Source organism: Methylobacterium longum, assembly GCF_022179385.1.
GTDB classification, from domain to species: domain Bacteria; phylum Pseudomonadota; class Alphaproteobacteria; order Rhizobiales; family Beijerinckiaceae; genus Methylobacterium; species Methylobacterium longum.
Map to the genome: position 1 here is coordinate 25,558 of NZ_BPQS01000025.1, position 19,103 is coordinate 44,660.

Annotated in this window: 20 protein-coding genes and 1 tRNA gene; 4 read left to right on the forward strand and 17 right to left on the reverse strand. The window is 70.6% G+C overall.

Annotated elements, in window-relative coordinates; translation table 11 throughout:
- The first annotated feature begins 87 nt into the window (after positions 1-87).
- Complete coding sequence (locus MFF58_RS19770; RefSeq protein ID WP_238290570.1) at positions 88-1,776, forward strand: B12-binding domain-containing radical SAM protein; 1,689 nt, start codon at positions 88-90, stop codon at positions 1,774-1,776.
- Between the two features lie 248 nt (positions 1,777-2,024).
- On the opposite strand, the gene MFF58_RS19775 is transcribed toward MFF58_RS19770, so the two are convergent.
- From MFF58_RS19775 to MFF58_RS19795, 5 genes are all read right to left on the reverse strand, one after another.
- Entirely contained in the window at positions 2,025-3,710 is a 1,686-nt protein-coding gene (locus tag MFF58_RS19775; protein WP_238290571.1) for a methyl-accepting chemotaxis protein, read from the reverse strand.
- A 97-nt stretch (positions 3,711-3,807) separates the two neighbouring features.
- Entirely contained in the window at positions 3,808-4,812 is a 1,005-nt protein-coding gene (locus MFF58_RS19780) for a magnesium transporter CorA family protein (RefSeq protein WP_238290572.1), read from the reverse strand.
- Positions 4,813-5,049: 237 nt separating this feature from the next.
- Positions 5,050-5,322, reverse strand: coding sequence for a hypothetical protein (locus tag MFF58_RS19785; RefSeq protein ID WP_238290573.1), 273 nt, complete (start codon positions 5,320-5,322; stop codon positions 5,050-5,052).
- A 52-nt stretch (positions 5,323-5,374) separates the two neighbouring features.
- Positions 5,375-6,625: a class I SAM-dependent RNA methyltransferase gene (locus MFF58_RS19790; RefSeq protein WP_238290574.1), complete on the reverse strand. Its 1,251-nt coding sequence runs from the start codon at positions 6,623-6,625 to the stop codon at positions 5,375-5,377.
- A 92-nt stretch (positions 6,626-6,717) separates the two neighbouring features.
- On the reverse strand, positions 6,718-7,494 hold the full coding sequence (locus MFF58_RS19795; RefSeq protein WP_238290575.1) for a TlyA family RNA methyltransferase: 777 nt from the start codon (positions 7,492-7,494) through the stop codon (positions 6,718-6,720).
- 109 nt (positions 7,495-7,603) lie between these two features.
- Between MFF58_RS19795 and MFF58_RS19800 the strand changes: the two genes are divergently transcribed.
- Positions 7,604-8,155, forward strand: a complete 552-nt coding sequence (locus tag MFF58_RS19800; protein ID WP_238290577.1) for a superoxide dismutase family protein — start codon at positions 7,604-7,606, stop codon at positions 8,153-8,155.
- Here MFF58_RS19800 and MFF58_RS19805 read toward each other — a convergent pair.
- The 11 genes from MFF58_RS19805 to MFF58_RS19855 form a co-directional block, all read right to left on the reverse strand.
- A complete protein-coding gene (locus tag MFF58_RS19805) occupies positions 8,148-8,600 on the reverse strand; it encodes an acyl-CoA thioesterase (RefSeq protein WP_238290579.1) in 453 nt (150 codons plus the stop codon). The genes MFF58_RS19800 and MFF58_RS19805 overlap by 8 nt on opposite strands.
- Before the next feature lie 26 nt (positions 8,601-8,626).
- Complete coding sequence (locus MFF58_RS19810; protein ID WP_238290581.1) at positions 8,627-8,764, reverse strand: hypothetical protein; 138 nt, start codon at positions 8,762-8,764, stop codon at positions 8,627-8,629.
- Between the two features lie 146 nt (positions 8,765-8,910).
- A complete protein-coding gene (locus tag MFF58_RS19815; protein WP_238290583.1) occupies positions 8,911-9,180 on the reverse strand; it encodes a hypothetical protein in 270 nt (89 codons plus the stop codon).
- Positions 9,181-9,343: 163 nt separating this feature from the next.
- Complete coding sequence (locus tag MFF58_RS19820) at positions 9,344-9,529, reverse strand: YegP family protein (protein ID WP_238290585.1); 186 nt, start codon at positions 9,527-9,529, stop codon at positions 9,344-9,346.
- 288 nt (positions 9,530-9,817) lie between these two features.
- Complete coding sequence (locus tag MFF58_RS19825) at positions 9,818-11,362, reverse strand: DEAD/DEAH box helicase (RefSeq protein ID WP_238290587.1); 1,545 nt, start codon at positions 11,360-11,362, stop codon at positions 9,818-9,820.
- 345 nt (positions 11,363-11,707) lie between these two features.
- Positions 11,708-12,205 carry a cupin domain-containing protein gene (locus tag MFF58_RS19830; protein ID WP_238290589.1) on the reverse strand — a complete coding sequence of 166 codons (498 nt, stop codon included), beginning with the start codon at positions 12,203-12,205 and terminating at the stop codon, positions 11,708-11,710.
- A 267-nt stretch (positions 12,206-12,472) separates the two neighbouring features.
- Positions 12,473-12,976, reverse strand: a complete 504-nt coding sequence (locus MFF58_RS19835) for a hypothetical protein (RefSeq protein WP_238290590.1) — start codon at positions 12,974-12,976, stop codon at positions 12,473-12,475.
- A 31-nt stretch (positions 12,977-13,007) separates the two neighbouring features.
- The gene (locus MFF58_RS19840; protein ID WP_238290591.1) at positions 13,008-13,808 is read right to left on the reverse strand and encodes a hypothetical protein; all 801 of its coding nucleotides are present in this window, start codon (positions 13,806-13,808) and stop codon (positions 13,008-13,010) included.
- Between the two features lie 162 nt (positions 13,809-13,970).
- A complete protein-coding gene (locus MFF58_RS19845; RefSeq protein ID WP_238290592.1) occupies positions 13,971-14,180 on the reverse strand; it encodes a hypothetical protein in 210 nt (69 codons plus the stop codon).
- A gap of 519 nt (positions 14,181-14,699) precedes the next feature.
- Positions 14,700-14,784 (reverse strand) — tRNA-Leu (locus MFF58_RS19850).
- 121 nt (positions 14,785-14,905) lie between these two features.
- Positions 14,906-15,211 (reverse strand): FliM/FliN family flagellar motor switch protein, encoded by a 306-nt coding sequence (locus MFF58_RS19855; protein ID WP_238290593.1) that lies wholly within the window; start codon positions 15,209-15,211, stop codon positions 14,906-14,908.
- Between the two features lie 89 nt (positions 15,212-15,300).
- On the opposite strand from MFF58_RS19855, the gene lipB reads away from it, so the two are divergent.
- Entirely contained in the window at positions 15,301-16,032 is a 732-nt protein-coding gene (gene lipB, locus MFF58_RS19860) for a lipoyl(octanoyl) transferase LipB (protein ID WP_238290594.1), read from the forward strand.
- Between the two features lie 11 nt (positions 16,033-16,043).
- On the opposite strand, the gene MFF58_RS19865 is transcribed toward lipB, so the two are convergent.
- Complete coding sequence (locus MFF58_RS19865) at positions 16,044-18,170, reverse strand: carbohydrate porin (protein WP_238290595.1); 2,127 nt, start codon at positions 18,168-18,170, stop codon at positions 16,044-16,046.
- 367 nt (positions 18,171-18,537) lie between these two features.
- Between MFF58_RS19865 and MFF58_RS19870 the strand changes: the two genes are divergently transcribed.
- Complete coding sequence (locus tag MFF58_RS19870; protein WP_238290596.1) at positions 18,538-19,101, forward strand: iron transporter; 564 nt, start codon at positions 18,538-18,540, stop codon at positions 19,099-19,101.
- Positions 19,102-19,103: the final 2 nt, after the last annotated feature.

The following is a 19,103-nucleotide window of genomic DNA, read 5'->3' on the forward strand; positions in this document are numbered from 1 at the left end:
CCTCAATTCGCCCGCAAGTCAGACAGCGATCTTTGCACGGCCCGATGGCGCGGATTCGGGCCGCCTGCGTGAACGAGGGAAGCTGGCATGTCGGATGCGAATACGGCCCCGCGCGTGCTGATGGTGTTCCCGAAGTTCTACGAAAACTCCATGTGGAACTTCAAGGAGGCCATGGAGCTGCAGGGCGCCCGCGCCCCCGCGCCGCCGCTCGGGCTGATCACGCTGGCCGCGATGCTGCCGCCGGCCTGGCAGGTGACGCTGGTCAACCGCAACTGCGAGGACCTGACCGACGCCGAGATCCAGGCCGCCGATCTCGTGATGACCGGCGGCATGCTGCCCCAAGAGCCGGACTGCCTCGTCGTGATCGACAGGTGCGTCGCGCTCGGCACGCCGGTCTGCGTCGGCGGTCCCGCACCCACCTCGACGCCTGAGGTCTACGACAGGGCCGACTTCCTCGTGCTGGGCGAGGCCGAGGGCATCCTCGACACGTTCGTGGCCGCCTGGGAAGCGGGTGAGCGACGCGGCCGCTTCACGGCCGAGAAGTTCAAGGCCGACGTCACCAAGAGCCCGATCCCGCGCTTCGACCTGCTGACCTTCAGCCACTACCTCTACATCGGCGTCCAGTTCTCGCGCGGCTGCCCGTTCACCTGCGAGTTCTGCGATATCATCGAGCTCTACGGCCGCGCCCCGCGGACCAAGACCACGCCGCAGATGCTGGCCGAACTCGACCGGCTCCACGGCCTCGGCTACCGCGGCCATGTCGACTTCGTCGACGACAACCTGATCGGCAACAAGAAGGCGATCAAGCTGTTCCTGCCGCACCTGATCCAGTGGCAGGAGGCGCACGGCTACCCGTTCAAGTTCTCCACCGAGGCCTCGCTGAACCTCGCGGACGACGAAGAGCTGCTCGGGATGATGCGGGACGCGAACTTCTTCGCCCTGTTCACCGGGATCGAGACGCCCGACGAGGCGACGCTGATCCAGACGCAGAAGAAGCAGAACACCAAGCGGTCGATCGCCGACAGCGTGCACAAGCTCTACGAGCACGGCATGTTCGTCACCGCCGGCTTCATCGTCGGCTTCGACACCGAGAAGGACAGCATCGCCCAGGCGATGTCGCTCTGCATCAGCCAGACCGGCATCCCGATCGCCATGGTCGGCCTGCTCTACGCGCTGCCCAACACGCAGCTCTCGCGCCGCCTGCGCAAGGAGGGCCGCCTCTACGAGAACTACGCGGCGACCACCGCCGATCAGGGCGATCAATGCACGCAGGGGATCAACTTCGTGACCCTGCGCCCGCAGCGTGACGTGTTGGCCGACTACCGCGACGTCCTGCAGGAGATCTACGACCCGGCGAACTTCTTCGACCGGGTGCGGGTGGTCGCAAGCCGCGTGAAGCGGCCGAAATTCGCCGCCCAGAAGCTGAACTGGCGCCACGTCGTCCACGATCTCTATTCGCTGCTGCGCGTCTGCTGGCGGATGACCGTGCGGCGGCCGGAACTCGCCAAGCATTTCTGGAGCGTGTTCCTGGAGACCGCCCGCCGCAACCCGGCGGCCCTGGAGGCCGTGGTCACCAACATGGTGATCTACCTCCACGTCTACCCGTTCTCGCGCTACGTCATCCGCGAGATCAACGGCCGGATCACCGAACTGGACGCCGGCCGCTGGGTGCAGCCGCCGATCCTGCTCCCCGAGGTGGAGAGCGGCGGCAAGGCGGCACCGGTCGGTAAGGTGGCAGCCCGGGCCGAGGTGAAGCACCTCGCCGCCGTCGCCTGAAACCAGCGCGCATCGGACGGGTCGACAGGCCGCCGCGGGAGCGCATCCCCGGCGGCCTTGCCGTCTCTGGCCGGTTTCGGTGAGGGCCCGGGTCCGCCGCCCTGGCGGGCGGAGCGAGGACATCCGGACCGTGCCCCGCCCGCCCAGACCGCTCCGCCGCGAGGCGCTTCGCCCGGCGCGTGAGGACGGACGGAGCCGGAGGGGCCGAAGCGTTCACACCGCCGCGTTGGACGCCCGGAAGGAGCCCGTCAGGCGGCCCGCACCGTCGCCAGGAACGTGTCGATCTCCCGGCGCAGCTCGGTGGATTGGTCCGACAGGCTCGCCGCCGAGGCGAGCATCCGCGTGGCGGCCGTGCCGGTGGCATCGGCGGCCCGCGCCACCGCGTCGATGGTGCCGGTGACCGCGCCGGTTCCGACGGCCGCTTCGGCGACGTTGCGGGCGATCTCCCGGGTCGCTGCGCCCTGCTGCTCGACGGCGGCCGCGATGGAGGTCGCCACCCCGTCGATCTCGCGGATGCGCGCCGCGATGCCGTCGATCGCCCCCACGGTCTGACCTGTGGCGCCCTGGATGCGGCCGACCTGATCGGCGATCTCCCCCGTGGCCTTGGCGGTCTGGGCGGCGAGCTGCTTCACCTCGGCGGCGACCACCGCGAATCCCTTCCCGGCCGCGCCGGCCCGCGCGGCCTCAATGGTGGCGTTGAGTGCCAGCAGGTTCGTCTGGCCGGCGATATCGGTGATCAGGCGCACGACGTCCCCGATCCGGCCCGCCGCCGCGCTCAACTCCTGGACGAGGCTGGCGGTCTGCCCGGCCTCGACCACCGCGCCCCGGGCGAGGTCGGCGGACCCGTCCACCTGCCGGCTGATCTCCTGGACCGAGGCGCCGAGTTCCTCGGCCGCCGCCGCCACCGTGCCGACGTGCTGGGCCGCCTCCTGCGCGGCGCCCGACACCGTCGCGGCGCGCTCGGCCGTGTGCGTGGCCGTGCCGGACATCGCCTCGGCATCCGCGCGCAGGCCGAGGGCGGCGTCCGACACCCGTGCCAGCACGCCGCCGACGGCGGCCTCGAAGGATCCGGCCATCGCGTGGACGGCACGCCGACGCTGCGTCTCGGCGCCCTCGCGCGCCAGCGCGGTGTCCCGCTCCAGGGCGCGGCTGCGGATCAGGTTGTCCTTGAACACCTGCACGGCGGCCGCCATCGCGCCGATCTCGTCCCCGCGCCCCGTGTGCGGAACCGGCACGGTCTCGTCACCCTCGGCGAGGCGACCCATGGTTCCGGTCATGCGCTCGATCGGCCGGGCGATCCCGAAGATCGCGAACAGCATCGCCGCCGCGGCGACCGCGAGGCCCATCACCGTAGCGGCCAGCGCGACGAGCTTGGCCCGCGTCGCCTTCGCCACGGTCACGGCGACGTTGGCCTCCGTCTGCGCCCGCGCGGAGGCAATCGTCTCGGTGAGGCTGGCGACCGCCGCGTCGTTCTGCGCGCCCGTCGCGGGATTCAGCACCAGCGCGAGGGCAGCCGGTTGGTCGCCCGCGATCATCAGCTCGACCACTTGGAGCTGGACGTTCTGATACGCGTTCCAGGCCGTGGTGAACCGTTCGTAGGTCTCCCGCTCGCGGGGAGCAGTCGGGCGCTCCTGAAAGGCTTGGCGCAGGTCGGAGAGCGCCCCGAGCGTGTCGGTCAGCGCGGTCTGGTTCCTGTCGAGGGCCGCCGCATCGGGGGAGGCCACGACCAGTCGGTAGAGGCTGAGGCGCGCGTCCCGGACGGCCGTCCCGATCGCCTCGGCCTGGTTCTGTGCGGGCAGGGCCTGCCGCGAGATCTCGGTCGCATTCCCCTCGATCTCCGACAGGGTCACGACGCTGGCGATCCCCTGGCCGGCGGCGGCGAGGGCGAGCAGGCCGATCGCACCGGAGAGGACCGTCTTGAGAGAGAATCGCATGGGAGCTTCCGTCTTCGCGGGCCTGCCGCGCCTTCAAGCTCGCGCTTTTTCCCAGAGATCCCTTAATTCTTTCTCGGCTCTTGGATAAAGACTAGTGCTAGAGCCACTTCTTCCATCGAAAGAAGAAGTAGGGAAATATGGCGGCAACGACCATCATGACCAGCGCCATCGGGTAGCCGTACGGCAGCTCCAGTTCGGGAAGAGACTTGAAATTCATGCCGTAGATCGAGGCTATCAGGGTCGGTGGCATGAAGACAACCGCCATCACCGAGAACAGTTTGATGATGTTGTTCTGCTCGAGGTTGACGAGCCCGAGTGTTGCATCGAGCAGAAACTGTATCTTGTTGTTCAGGAAGGTGGCGTGCTCCTCCAGTGATTGAAGATCCCGCAGGGTCGAGCGCACGTCTTCCCGAAGGTCGCGCGGCGCCTTGTTGGTCCGGTAGGTCGCGGACAGCGAGAGCAGGATTCGCTCCATGGAGACCAAGCTCTCGCGCTGCTTGGAGATGAGGTCGCCGTGCCGACCGAGCGCCCGCAAGGTGTCCTGAAGGGCGGTGTTGCGGGCGGACGGATCCTCCTGCACCTCGAAGATCTTCCCCGACAGGCGGTCGATCCGCTCGCCCTGGAGCTGGAGCACGTCCGCAGCCCGGTCGATCACCGCCTCGATCAGCCCGGCCAGGATGGATTCCCCGGAGGTCGAGGCGCTGCTGCCGTTGCCCATCGAGCGGCCGGCGCGCTGCGTGTACATCCGGAAGGCCTGCGGCTCCTCGTAGCGCACGGTGACGAGGCGGTTGCCGCGCAGGATGAAGGTGATGCCGGCGAGCCCCGGCTCCTCCGAGTCGCTCACCTTCGAGAGCACCCGCCCGGTCATGTAGCGGGCGCCCTCCTCGACGTAGAGGAGTTCCGAAGGCTCGATGTCCTTCATCTCCTCGCGGGTCGGCACCTCGATGCCCGCGAAGGCCTCGACCTTGAGCTCCTCCTCGCGGCTCGGCCGGATCAGGTCGAGCCAGACGGTATCCTCCGGGATCGTGTCCTGAAGATTGACCACGCGCCGCTCAAGCTGCGTGGATCCGGCGCCGACGGCGGGCTGGTGGATGAAGATCACGAACGAGTCTCGGATGCGGAACGGACGCGAAGCGGCGCAGGGCTCAGCCCGCATCCGGCACCGCGAGTCCCGACGCAAGCTGTGGCGCGGATGTGGCGGTGTTTTCTGACGCTTCCGTGACATTCCGGAGCGCACGCGCGACGACGCAGGGTCCCTCCGTCGTCACGGCCCGATCCAGGGTGATCCGCGCACAGGAACGGGCCGTCGGCCGCGCCGACGAACCCGCCGCGCACCGCGTCAGTTGCAGCCGTCGCAGATGCTGCGATCGATCTGGTCGGTCAGGGCGCGTTCCCGGCGCCGCTCCTCGCGGGAGGGCACCTCGCCTGGCCCCAGCGACGTGCCCGGCGGCTTGGTCACGCCGTAGCTGTTGGTGTTCGGCGCCGTGATCGTCGAGGCCGGGCCGCCGCCGGTGCCGGTCTGGTCGGGCGCGACGGTCTGCGCCGCGAGCGCGCCCGGCAGGGCGAGGCTCAGCGCGGCCAGCGCGAGGGGGCGAAGGCATCCGCGGGTCATGTGGACCTCCAGTCGTCGTGAAAACGCGAAACGTGGCCGCAGGTTGCGTGGGTCATCGCCGCCGCGTGGCGGCGCGGCGGAAGATCCCGGCCATCTCGACGTGACCCGCGTGGCGGAACTGGTCGACCGGCGTCACCGCCTCCAGCCGGTAGCCGCCGGCCACGAGGGTCGCCGCGTCCCGCGCGAAGGTACCGGCGTCGCAGGCGATGCCGACCACTAGGGGGACGCGCGAGGCCGCGAGCTGACGGACCTGGGCATCCGCGCCGGCCCGGGGCGGATCGAACACCACAGCCTCGAAGACGTCGAGTTCAATCGGCAGCAGCGGCCGCCGGAACAGGTCGCGGCGCTCGCTGGTGATCGGGCGCAGGCCCGTGGCCGCGCGGGCGGACCGGTCGAGGCCGGCGAGCGCGGCCGCGTCCGCCTCTACGGCGTGAACGGCCGCGATTCTTGCCATCGCCAGGGTGAGCGGCCCGCAGCCCGCGAACAGATCGGCGGCGCGGCGCACCCGCGGGCCGAGGGCTGCCAGCGTCAGTTCGGTGAGCACGGCCTGCCCGGCGGCCGTCGCCTGCAGGAAGCCGCCGGGGGCCGGGTAGAGGCGGATGTCGCCGGCGGTGACCGAGACCGGCTCGGCCTCCATGAGGCGCTCGCCGTGCAGGGACAGCCGGGCGAGGCCGAGGGCGCCGGCGATCCGCACCAGGGCGGCGCTGACGCCTCCGCTCACCGGGCCATGACCGCGCAGATCGACGTCGAGGCCCTGATCGGTGGCGGTCACCGCGACGTCGAGGGGCTTGCGGCCGTGGCCCAGGGGCGCCGCGAGGCGGCGCGCGATTTCCGGCGCCGCGTGCAGTGCCGGCACGGTGATCGGACAATGATTGATCGGAACCAGGGCGTGGCTGCGCGCCGCCATGAGCCCGGCTTCGGCCCGGTCGTCGATCTCCCGGACGTGCAGCGTGATGCGGCGGCGGCCCGCGCCGTGGGCATCGACGGTCGGCGCCGGGTCGACGGCATGCCCGGCCTGAGACAGGGCCTGCGCGACGAGGCCGCGCTTCCAGGCGAGTTCGGCCGGCCGCGCCAGATGCTGCGTCCGGCAGCCGCCGCAGCGCATGTAGTAGGGACAGAACGGCTCGACCCGGTCGGCGGAGGCCTGCTCGATGCCGAGCAGCTCCGCGCGCCGGCCCTCCGGCCGGATCGCGACGCGCTCCCCCGGCAGCGCGTAGGGGACGAGGATCCCGCCCTCCGCAATGCCGTCGCCCCGGGCACCGAGTTCCCGGATCGCGACCGTCTCGTTGGGGGCATCGCTCATGGGCATCTCACCGGCATCTCATCGGCGTCGCATCCGGCGTCGCATCGGCATCGCGCCGACGACTCTAGGCGATCCGGCCGCTCCCGGGCATCTCACGGCAACCGCGCCCCGATCAGGAACTCGGCATTGCCGTCGCCGCCGGGCACGGGCGAATCGACCAGGCCCAGGATCGCGGCGCCGAGCGCCTCCAGCGCGCTCCGCACCGCGGCGCAGACCTCGGCATGGACCGCCGGATCGCGCACGAGGCCCCCACGCCCGACCCGGGCCCGGCCGGCCTCGAATTGTGGCTTGATCAGCGCGACGAGCTCCGCGCCGGGAGCCAGCAAGGCCGGCAGGACCGGCAGCACGAGGCGCAGGCCGATGAAGCTCACGTCGATGCCCGCGAGATCCGGACGCGGCGTCAGGGCCGCCGGGTCGAGGCCGCGGATGTCCGTGCCCTCCAGGTTCGTCACGCGCGGATCGGCGGCGAGGCGGGGATGGAGCTGTCCCCGTCCCACATCCACGGCGTGGACATGGTGCGCGCCGCGGCCGAGCAGAACGTCCGTGAACCCGCCCGTGGAGGCGCCGACGTCCAGGCCGGTGCGGCCGCGCGGATCCAGGAGGAAGGCATCCAGGGCGGCGGCCAGCTTGAGCCCGCCCCGGGAGACGTAGGGATGCGCGGGAGCCGCGTCGACGCGGGCCCCCGCGGCGACCGGCTCCGAGGCGCGCGTGAGCGGTCGCCCGTCGATCCGCACCAGCCCGGCCTTGATCGCGGCCTGCGCCCGAGCCCGGCTCTCGAAATGGCCCTGCTCCACCAGGAACAGATCGGCGCGTCGGGGGGGCGGGGCACCGGTCGCGGCGCGGTCCGCTATGGGCCGGTCTCGGGTCATCAGAATTAAGCGCGGTTCCGGCAGAGCTGCGGTCGAGGTTCGGAGGCGCGGCCCTGTCGAAGGGCGGCACGCTCCCTAACTAGACCGGGCCGTACAGGAGAGCCACCGCATGACCCGTACCCTGCCGCTGTTCGCATTGCTCGGGACCCTCGCCGCGAGCGGCGCCCTGGCGCAGGAGCCCTCCAAGGAGGGTTCGAAGGAGCCTGCCAAGGCTCCCGAGACCTACGAGGCGCCGATCAAGAACGCCAAGGGCGACGCGATCGGGACGCTGACGATCCGAGACGGGGCGAACGCCCTGGTCCTGCGCGTGGCCATTCAGCCCGGCGGCCTGCCCCCCGGCTGGCACGGCATGCACTTCCACGCGGTCGGCGACTGCTCCGACGCGAAGTTCCAGAATTCCAAGGCGCACGTGAACCACGACCAGAGCAAGCACGGCCTGCTCAACCCGGAGGGCCCCGACGAGGGCGACCTGCCGAACCTCTACGCCGCGCAGGACGGCTCGGCCCAGGCCGAGGTGTCGAGCGAGACGCCGCTCAACGGCGAGGGCGGGCTCAAGGACGGGGACGGTTCGGCCCTGATCATCCACGCCAACCCGGACGACCACACCAGCCAGCCGATCGGCGGCGCCGGCGACCGGGTCGCCTGCGGGGTGATCAAGTAGCCGCGGGCGGCGACGGGACGGCCGGCGGGATCGGCCGCGGCCGGCCGGCCTCGTCGATCGCCACGAAGGTCAGGGTGGCCTGCGTCACCCGCTCGCGCACCTGGGTGCAGAAGCGCCGCGCCCAGGCCTCGACCTCGATCTTCATGGAGGTCCGGCCGACCTGCGAAACCCGGGTGTAGACGCACAGCACGTCGCCCACCCGGACCGGCCGGATGAAGGTCATGGCATCGAGCGCCACGGTGACGACCCGGCCCTGGGCACGATCGACGCCCGCGATGCCGCCGGCCTGATCCATCTGCGAGAGCACCCAGCCGCCGAAGATGTCGCCGTTGGCGTTGGTGTCGGCCGGCATGGCGATGGTGCGCACCGTCAGGTCACCCCGGGGCAGATCGACCTCCGGGGGCGGGGGGGTACTTGCCCCCGCTGAGGGTCCGACGTGCTGCATGCCGTCCATCCACCCGCCTCGCGCCGTCAGGGAAGGAAGCCGGCGAGCTTGAGCCCCGCCGCCACCAGGACTGCGACGGCGCTCAGGATGCATTCGAGCGGGACCAATTGCCAGAGGTCTTGCGTCGCCGCCGAAGGCTCGGCGCGCTGCGCGATATCGTTCATCAGGCGTCCTCCCGGGTGGGTCGATCTCCCGTCGTCCATCCCGTCCCATGCAGAATAACGCATGGGGCGCCCTCGCGCACCCCGAATCAAGGCATGAAAAAGCCCGGCGGCTCGAAGAAGCCGCCGGGCCGATCAAGGCCGCGCGCTCAGTAGTAGAACCGGCGGCGGTAATACGGACGGCGCCAGTAGGGCCGCGGGCCGTAGAACCGACGGCCGTAATACGGGCGGCGCCAGTAGGGCCGCGGGCCGTAGAAACGGCGACGGTAATAGTACTGGGCCTTCTCGGTCGCTGCAGCGGGTGCGGCATCGGCCGGCAGGGCGAGCCCCGGACCGATGGGCGCGGCGGACGCTCTCTCCGGCGCGACGGCCGCGAAGCCCAGCACCAGCAGGGCCGCGAGCAGGAATTTCCTCTGCAAGGTCTCGACTCCCTTGTGTCATTACGTCGTGACGACGAACCGCACGGGAAGCGAGGCCTTCCGACCGGTCCGAAACGCTGCAACGCGTGGGTGAGCCCAAGCGTTGCAGCGTAACCGCTACGGAGTGGCGAACAGGGTTGATCGCGGGTTGAGGCCCGCCGCGTCAGGCGATCTTCGTGGTCATGTCCTCGATGCGGGCCTCGGCGCTCTGTCGGACGAGCGCGATGCCGTGCTCGCAATCCTCGCGGCGCGCGTAACCTTCGCCGGATTCCGCCACCACCTCGCCGTTGCGCGCCCGCAGACGCCAGCGCCACTCGCCCTTGGCGTCCCGGTAGAGTTCGAACCGCATGGTGGAGGCTCCCTGTCCAATCCGGACGAGATGGGATCGGGGGGCCATCAGGAAAAGATTGCCCCTGCGGCTTACGGGGCAGGAATTCCGCCGTCCCGCATCCCGCCCGCCTTCGGCGGTGCGGCGGCGCGACCTGGATACCTCCACACCGCGCGCAGGGACGACGCGTCGAGGTCGGCGACCGGCGGTGCCAGCCCGAGGTCGCGCTCGACCCTCCCCTCCAAACGCGAAGCCGCCCGGGATGGATGCGTCCCGGGCGGCTTCACAGGTCAGATCGTGTTAGTCGGCTCAGGAGCGCGGCGCCCGCTCCAGCCAGCCGATGTTGCGGCCCTCACCGCCACCGCCACCGCCACCGCCGCTGCGCGGACGGGCGTCGGCCCGCTGGGGCCGTCCGTCGCGGTTCGGGCGGCCCTGGCTGGGACGCTGCTCACCCTGCGGCCGGGCCGGCCTGCTGTCCGGGCGCGCCTCGCGCCCCTGCGGGGCCTGGCTGCGGCCGTCGGTCCGACCCTCCTGGGGCCGTCCCTGCCGGGGTGCGCCCTGGCCGCCGAACCCGCGTCCGCCCTCGGGCCGCCCCTGCGGGGGACGACCCTGCTGCTGCCGGGGCCGCTGGCCCGGGCGCCCGCCGCCGGGACGCTGCTGCCGCTCGGGCCGGCGCTCCTCCTCGCGGGCGATGTCGGCGGCCTCCTGGCGGGACGGCGGGTTGAAGCCCTCCGGGAAGCCCGCCACCGGCACCTTCTGCCGGGTGATGCGCTCGATGTCGCGCAGGTAGGCCTTCTCCTCGTCGTTGCAGAACGAGATGGCGAGGCCGTCCGCGCCCGCCCGGGCCGTGCGGCCGATCCGGTGAACGTAGCTCTCCGGCACGTTCGGCAGGTCGAAATTGACCACGTGGCTCACGGCCTCGACGTCGATGCCGCGGGCCGCGATGTCGGTGGCCACCAGCACCCGGCTGGAGCCGTCCTTGAAGGCGGCCAGCGCCCGCTCGCGCTGGGGCTGGCTCTTGTTGCCGTGGATCGCCGCCGCCGCGATGCCGACCTTGTCGAGGCCGCGCACCACCCGGTCCGCGCCGTGCTTGGTCCGGGTGAACACGAGGACGCGCTCGATCGCCGGGTCGCGCAGGATGTGCCCCAGCAGCGCCTGCTTGGCGCCGGTGTGGACGAAGATCACCTGCTGGTCGACCCGCTCGGCCGTGGTGGCGACGGGCGTCACCGCGACCTGCACCGGGTCGGTGAGATACTGACTGGCGAGGCCGGCGATGTTCTTCGGCATGGTGGCCGAGAAGAACAGGCTCTGGCGCTTCTGCGGCAGCATCTTCACGATGCGCTTGAGGGCGTGGATGAAGCCGAGGTCGAGCATCTGGTCGGCCTCGTCGAGGACGAGGATCTCGACGCCTTCGAGGGTCAGCGAGCGGCGCTCGATCAGGTCGATCAACCGGCCCGGCGTGGCCACGAGGATGTCGACGCCCGGCGCCAGCGCCCGCTCCTGACGGCTGATGGTGACACCGCCGAACACCACCGTGTTGGTGTACGGCAGGTGGCGCCCGTAATCCGAGAAGGACTCGGCGATCTGGTTGGCGAGCTCGCGGGTGGGCGAGAGCACCAGCACCCGGCAGCCGCGGCGCGGGGGGCGGCGGTCCGAGAGCGAGAGGCGGTGCAGGATCGGCAGCGCGAAGGCCGCGGTCTTGCCGGTGCCGGTCTGGGCGATACCGCAGAGGTCGCGGCCCGCCATGGCCGGCGGGATCGCCTGGGCCTGGATCGGGGTCGGCGCGACGTAGCCAGCCTCGCTGAGCGACCGCAGCACGGGCTGGGCGAGGCCGAAATCGGTGAATTGGGTCAAGGATGTATCCGATGCAGCAGGACCGACCGGGCGCCTCGCGTTCTCGTCGCGAGCGGTGCCGTGTTCGGGTCGGTCCGTTGGCAGGGAGCAGCCCGCGTGATGGGGCGGCTCGGGTGCATGCACGTTATGAAGAGGGGGGCCGGATCACGCCGGAAGGCGCCCGATCCGTCACGCAGCCCCCTCAAGCGGGCCATGGCGGCCGCTGACGCTGCACCGCCGATATGCGGCTGTGCGGCTGCGAAGTCAACTCGCCGCGGTGCGAGCCCGCGCATGGCACGGCATCCGCCGACGCGTGGCTCGACCACCGGGCGGAACGGCGTCTATCCGGTGCGGCGCCCGAGGGGCTCAGCCGGTGACGAAGGCCTGGGCTCGGCGCATCCAGCGCAGGGACGCCTCCACCAGGGTGGGGCTGCGATGCTTGAGGATCGCCGATTTCAGGAGGCTCCTGGGCACTTCCCAGAGCTGGACCGACCCGACCGGGAAATGCGCCACGTCGCCTTGGCTGAGGTGATGCCGCTGGCCGTCCGCGTCGGTGATGAACACCTCGCCCTCCAGGATCGTGATGATCTCATCGGCCTGATGGGTCCACCGGAACGTGCTCGCCGTGGTGCGCCACAGATAGACGTGCGCGCTGCCGTCATGGACCTCGGAGACCTTGGCGGCTTCGGTGACGGGATTGCCCGAGATTATCCAGGCCGCTGGGATCGGTGACGGGCTGAAGGCGGCGATCCCGGGTCGAATCGCGGTGCTGGCGACGGGGCGCCCCTCCTCGTGCAGCTGGATCTCCGCGTAGGCACCTGTGGCGGCCAGGAGGAGGGCCGCGGCGACGAGGATCTTCTTCACGGTCAGCTCCGACACGCGGGGCACAAGGTTCGTACGAACGAAGACAGCGATGTTGGCCCGTCGCTTTCCGAAGATTAGCCGGTGAGACCGACCAGTTCCAGCATGTCCTCCGGTCTTCGCGCGTTTGCCTTAATCAGCACTGGCGCGGATGGTGGTCTTGACACGCGCGCTGCCGGGCCGGACCAGATTTCTACCCGGCCGACCGCCCCCTGCGGGGCCCGCCGCCGCGCTCCGGACTCGATGGCTCCCGCCGAGTTCCGGCTCGGGTCACTCCTGGAAACCGGAGGCGCCCTGCGGGCCGCGCCGCCTGTTCAAGCTCCCGCCCTCGTAGAGGATGACCGGGCGCGGACCCGCGAAGCTGACGCCCAGATCGAACTTCGCCGAACCGCTCTTTCTGGTCCCTCGGTTCGGGTTGGCGACCGTGAAGTCGATGGTGGACCGCGCCGCACATTTGCGGGCCTCGACGTTGCAGATGACCCGCATCGTGCCGGGGCGGTGTGCATACTGTCGCACCGGCCATTGCGCGATGGCGCGTTGCTTCTCGGCCTGCAGGTCCGCCTGGCTATACGGTTTTCCGTAGAACTGGACCGTCCGCCCGTACATGTAGGGTACGTCCGAGACCGGGCTCACGTTGTTGGAGGACCAGATCTGCAGGTAACGGCTCGCGATGGCGGCCGTGCGCTCGCGCATGTCCTCGGGGCTGAGGGCGCTGGCCGCGCTCGCCCACGCGACGACGGTCGCGCCGATCGCCAATCCCCGGACATTCAACATGCGAGCCTCGCTGCTCTCGGACAGGGAAGGCTCAAGGATGGTCGAGCCAGCGCAGGACACCACCGGCCTCGGCAGCGGTCACTCTGCGTCGAACCACGGAAGGCCGGTCCTCGACATCCCGCTCGTAGCGGTCGACGACCTCGACGTGCCGGGGCGGGTAAAACCCTGACGGCGGGTCGACGTCGTCCCGCCGCGCGACGTAGATCTGGCGCGACTGCCGCGGGGCCACGAGGCGGACGTCGTCCTGGCTCGCGTCCGACGACGCGACGCGGGACCCTGCGGCCTTGTGCTGAGCGTTGGCCGTCTGCCGCGGCGCCTGAGGCTTGGGCGCCGGCGCCCGCGATTCCCGGGTGGCGTCCGCCGTGTCAGTCTCGGAGGCCGGTTCGCGGCGGGGCCCGGATTTCGCCAGGAGTTCGGACGCGGTCGGTCGGCGCGGCGGCGGGACGACAGCGGTTCGACGCACGTCTCCCTCATCCGCTCCCGTGCCGTCCCGGGCCGCCTGATCCTTCGCCGGTTCGCTCCTGCGCTCCACGTGGAACACCAGCGGGGGCAGCGGCGGGTTGGGGGCCGGTGCCGCAGCGCGCTGCCGGGTCGGGTCGACCCAGGTCTCCGTGGCCGCCGGGGCCTTGCCGAGCGGTGCGGTCTCGGCCGCGCGGGACGTCGACGCGAGATCGGCGACCTTCGGGGCCTGCCCGGTCGCGGACGGCCCGGCCGTCATGGCCGGCTCGACCTGCGGCCGCTCGGGCCGGCCGCCGACGAAGGCCGCGGTAACCGCGATTCCTGCGGCGAAGGCGGTCCCGACGGCGAGAAATGATCTTACCGGCGCGCTCATAGGCACTCTGTTCGTAGGCGTTGCGGATCCGGGGTCCGACATAAACCCCAGGCTGTCCTGGGTGGTTCCGGCATCCCGCTCTCCCGCGCTGAGCGCGGAGGCGCGAACCGAAGATGAGGCGTGCCGACCCGCCGCGCGCCGGCGTCGAGATCCGCTCCGGCCCTAATATTCCCCGCGCGGTCCGATCCAGACCTGGCGTCGCGCGTCGTCGTCCCAGGAGGGATGGTGCCTCGTCCGGTTGATGCCGGCGGTCACGTCCCGGGGATCCAGACCGATATCCTCAAGGCACCGGCAGTCGAGGCGGCACAGATCGCGGCTGGTCCGCGCACCGGCAAGCCATGACTTCACAGAAGCGACGACGCGGTTCGCCATCGGTGATCTCCCTGGCAGATGTGAACGGCCAGGATCCATCGTTGCTGTCTTCGTGGCGGTGCTGATCCGCACGGCTGCAACGAAGACGGATCGTGGCGTGCCGAGACCCATCAGAGGTTCTGGGACGAGCGCCTGCGCGGTTGCCGGAGATCTGCGGCGATCCGCCCCCGCCGGCTGTCCTGCGTCGATCGGGCGGCCGGGTCCGCTTCGGTCGGGAAGAGGCCGGAGAACAGACCCGAGAACAGACCCGAGGCTGCGGCGGCCGTATCGGATACCCGGGAGCGGAGGGGACTAGGCCGCGCGACGCTGAACACATGAGCGTTGATCGCACCCCGCGATCATGCCGGAGTCGCGATCCATCCTGCGGGGGCTGCCCATGGCCGGACGGCCGAAGGGCTCGATCACCTGATCGCTTGCCGGATGGTGTGTGTGTCGGATGCGTCGGACAGGGCTGCGCGGAGCGCGTCGGCCACTTCCGAAGTCGTGCACCGAACCTCGTCTCGCTGTTCGAGAAAAGGTTGGTGCGGCCAAGAGGACTCGAACCTCCACCCCTCGCGGGACTAGCACCTCAAGCTAGCGCGTCTACCAATTCCGCCATGGCCGCATCGGACGCGAAGACCCGTCCATTCGCTCGACTTGTGCGCCCCGCGGGAGAACCCGGGGCCGCCGTCGTGTCGCGCGGCGCAGCGGATAACAGATCGCCCCGCCGCCGACAAGCGTTTCGCTCACGCTCGATCGTAGCCGGTCTCCAGGAGCGAGGCCGCGCCGTCGCCGATGCTGGCGCCGGGCTCCACGATCGAGGCCGCCTTGCGGATCAGCTCCGTCACCTCGACGGAGATGCGGTCGCCCGTCACCACGATCTGCCCGCGGGCGATCGGGTGATCGTTGGCCAGGATCTCGACCATGTCGCTGTCGCTGGCCTCGAGCTCGATCACGGCGCCGCGGCCCATGCGCAACAGCATGTGCAGCGGCATGCGGGCGCGGCCCAGCACCACCGTCAGATCGACCTTCAGGGTCTCGAAGACCGCCACCGTTCGTCATCCCGTCTTGCAGTTGGAACCTTGCAACCGCCGGTCGCGGATGGTGAAGGCTTCGACCATCGCCGCAGGATGGTGAACCCTTGGTAAACGCGCCGCGCCTCACGGTCAGCCCCCACGCCTTCCCGAAGGAGACCGGCTCCGATCCGGCCGCGGGGCCGGTGGGCTGGCGCGTGAGCGACGCACCCGTGGCGTACGCGGCGGCCGTCGCCTGGATGGAGGCGCGCGCGGAGGCGGTCGCCCGCGGCGCGGCCCCGGAATGCGTCTGGCTGCTGGAGCACCCGCCGCTCTACACGGCCGGGACGTCGGCACGGCCCGCCGATCTCGTGGCGCCCGGGCGCTTCCCGGTCCACGCCACGGGGCGGGGCGGGCAGTACACCTATCACGGCCCCGGTCAGCGGGTCGCCTACGTGATGCTCGACCTCGGCCGGCGCAGCCGCGACCTGCGCGCCTACGTGGCGAGCCTGGAGGCGTGGCTGATCGAGACGCTGGCCGCCTTCAACATCCGCGCCGAGCGCCGCGAGGATCGGGTCGGCGTCTGGGTGCGCCGTCCCGAGAAGGGCCCGGGGGTCGAGGACAAGATCGCGGCGATCGGCATCCGGGTGCGCCGCTGGGTCAGCTTCCACGGCATCAGCCTGAACGTCGAGCCCGATCTCACGCATTTCGACGGGATCGTACCCTGCGGCGTCCGGGAGCACGGGGTGACGAGCTTGGTCGATCTCGGCCTGCCGGTGAGCATGGCGGAGGTCGACATGCAACTCCGGGCGGCGTTCGAGGACATCTTCGGGGCGACCGTGACTGAGGCGGCGGACTGACCGCACCGCGCTCAGAAATCCGCGTGCAGCCGCGAGGCGAAGAAGTGGGCGGGGCCGCGGTCGCGGTTGTAGCCCGGGTTGTTCACGAACTGGTAGTCGAAGGTCAGGGTCACGAACTTGGTGAGGTTCAGGGCGTAGTAGGTCTCCAGCGCCCGCTCGGTGCCGTAGTTGAGCCGCCCGTCGCCGACGAGCAGCCCGAAATAGCCCGCCGCGAAGGCGGCCCGGTGCGAGGGCGAGAGGCCGTTCATCGCCGCGCCGATGCCCACCGTGTCGTCCGGCCGGTCCCAGGCCTTGCCCTTCAGCGACAGGCCGCCGGAGAAACTCTGGTCGATGTCGGTGAAGGAGATGTTCTCCGTCCGCCCGTCGTTCAGGCTGGCGCGGGCGAACAGTCCGAGTTCCGGGGTGAGCGCCTGCTCCAGGTTGATGTAGCCGCCGGTCTTGCGGCGGGGGCGCCGCGTCGCCGCGACTGCGTCGTTGATGTCGTCGAAGGCGCCGATTTGCGTGAGGGTGACCACCGACCGGTTGTTGGCCGAGACCCCCACGTTCGAGAACAGCCCGAGGCGGAGCTTGCCCGGCTGGTCGAGCCACGGGAGCACGTAGCGCTGCTCGAACTCCGCGTTCAGTCCGGCGCGCCGGAACACCCGCGGGTCGAGGACGTCGCTCGACGGCTCCTTGGGGACCTGCGTGTAGGCGGCGCGGATCGCGAATTCCGGCCGGTTGTACTCGGCGTAGACGCCCTGGGTGAAGCCGGGGAGGTTCGCCGGGAAGTCCCAGGCCGAGGCGCCCCAGAGCGACCAGTTGAAGAAGTCGACCCGCGGATCGTGCGCGTAGACGTTGCCGTCGAAGAAGTCGCCGAGCGCGAACTTGCCGGCGATCAGCGTGATCCGCTCGGAATCGTAGCGGGTGGCGACCTGATTGGGCCCGTCCGGCACCTCCACGGTCTCGCCGCCCAGCCCGATCGTCTGCTTCACGTAGTAGCGGTTCGAGCGCAGCTTCGGGAACGGGGCGCCGGCCTTCTGCGCCTCGCCGTTGACGAAGCCCGCGACGCCGAGCGTCCGCGACAGGCCGAAGCCCTGGCTGAACTCGGGATTGTAGTAGATCTCGGTGCTGTCGGTGAGCTTGAGCCCGAGGAAGATCGTAGCCGTCGTCGTCTGCCGGGCCTGATGCGGGACCAGGCTCTGCGCGCCCGCGTAGGGTGAGCGGAAGCCCGGCACCCCCTGCGCGATCAGAGTCGTCTGCCCGTGCAGCGAGAAGCGGCCGGTGTCGCCGTTGTCGGGATCGTGCGGGGCGGTCTCGTCCGGATCCGGCGGAGCCCTCAATCCCTCCGGGAACCACATCAGCCGGGCGAAGAGCTGGTTGGACGTGAAGCTCGCCCGGCTGGTGACCGGGCCGCCCGCATCGCCGGGCACGACGCCCAGCGTGAAGCGCCGGCTGCCGCCGAGATCGATGTAGCGGTAGTCGATCCCGAGGGCGAGGTGATCGGTGATGGCGTACTGGATGCCCGCGCCCAGGGTGAAGCCGACATAGCCGAGTTCCCGCCGGGCCGCGTTCTGGCCCCCCACGTCGAGGTTCGGGTAGGACGCGAGGAATCGCGCGTTCGCCCCCGTGAGCCCGAAGGCGCCGTAGATCAGGTAGCGGTCGAAGCTGTAGCCGAGGCGGGCGCGCAGGGCGCCGTAGAGATCGGTCTTGGCGCGCACGACGTTGAAGGCCGGGTCCACGTCCGCGTAGCCGAAGCCCGCGATGGTCGAGGGAACCGGCCGTTTCAGGTTCGCCGCGTCGAGGCTGGCCTCGACGCCGTAGACCCACGGCCCGCTCTGCCAGTTCCAGCCGCCGAACAGGCCGCCCGCCGCCGTGGTGGCGTCGCGCCCCTGGTCGCTGCGGCCGGTGGAATCGCCGCTCTTGAAGGCCGGGACCGGGCGGCCGCCGATCGTGGTGGGCCCGAAATTGTAGGCCCCATAGGATCCTCCGGCGCTACCCTCCAGGCCGAGATAGCCGCCGGACCAGTCGGCGTAGGCCGGACCCTCCGCCGCGGCCGGCGGGGCGGCAGGATCGGCCGCCCGTGCGGCGACGGGGGCGAGGAGGGAGGCGGTCAGCGCGAGGACCGCGACGTGGGCCAGGGTCACGGAACGGGTTCTCATCCGACTCACGGCAAAAGTATAGCACTTGCTAAGACGGGGCCGGCCGTTAAGCAAGCACGGGTTCTGCCGGGGCACAGCTCGTTCCGCCAAACGCCGCGATCTGCCCGGCACTTCGATCCCGCTCCCCATCCTGGCGCCGCGGCATGGCAGTGACATGACGACACGGCCCCGATGGATTGGTCAAGATTCGGACCGCCGCGAGATGGCGAACATCTTCGTCAGGGCGGCTGATAGTAGGAAGTCTGCACGACCATGCTTCGAATTACGCGCCGGTCGTCAGTGCGAAATCGCAGATTAGAATTGTTATTATTTGAGAGCGCTGCGATTCGAGTTTGAACTTCGCGTGTGAGCCGTTATGTCCGCTTCCATGCGTGCTTTGAACGTCCCCCCGATTCTCCGCGGCCTCGCCGCGGCCTCGCTCCTCGCGCTCGCCGGGACAGCGATGGCCAAGGAGGTGCCGATCGGCCCGCACGTCACGCGGAACGGCCTCGAGGTCGCCGCCGTCTATCTCCAGCCGATCGAGATGGATCCGCCCGGCATGATGCGCGAGGCCGCGCAGTCGGACATCCACCTCGAGACGGATATCCGGGCCGCCAAGGACAACCGCAACGGCTTCGCGGAGGGCGACTGGGTTCCAGCCCTCGACGTCCGGTTCGAGGCGGTGAAGCTCGACGGCGACAAGGCCACCGACCAGAAGGTGGCCGGCATGCTGATGCCGATGGTCGCCAATGACGGGCCGCATTACGGCGACAACGTCAAGCTCTTCGGTCCCGGCCGCTACCGCCTCAAGGTGACCGTCGCGCCGCCCGGCAAGGCCAGCCATTTCGGCCGCCACGTGGATAAGGAGACGGGGGTCGGGCCGTGGTTCGAGCCCTTCGACGTGACCCAGGACTTCACCTTCGCCGGCGTCGGCAAGAAGGGCGCCTACTGAGA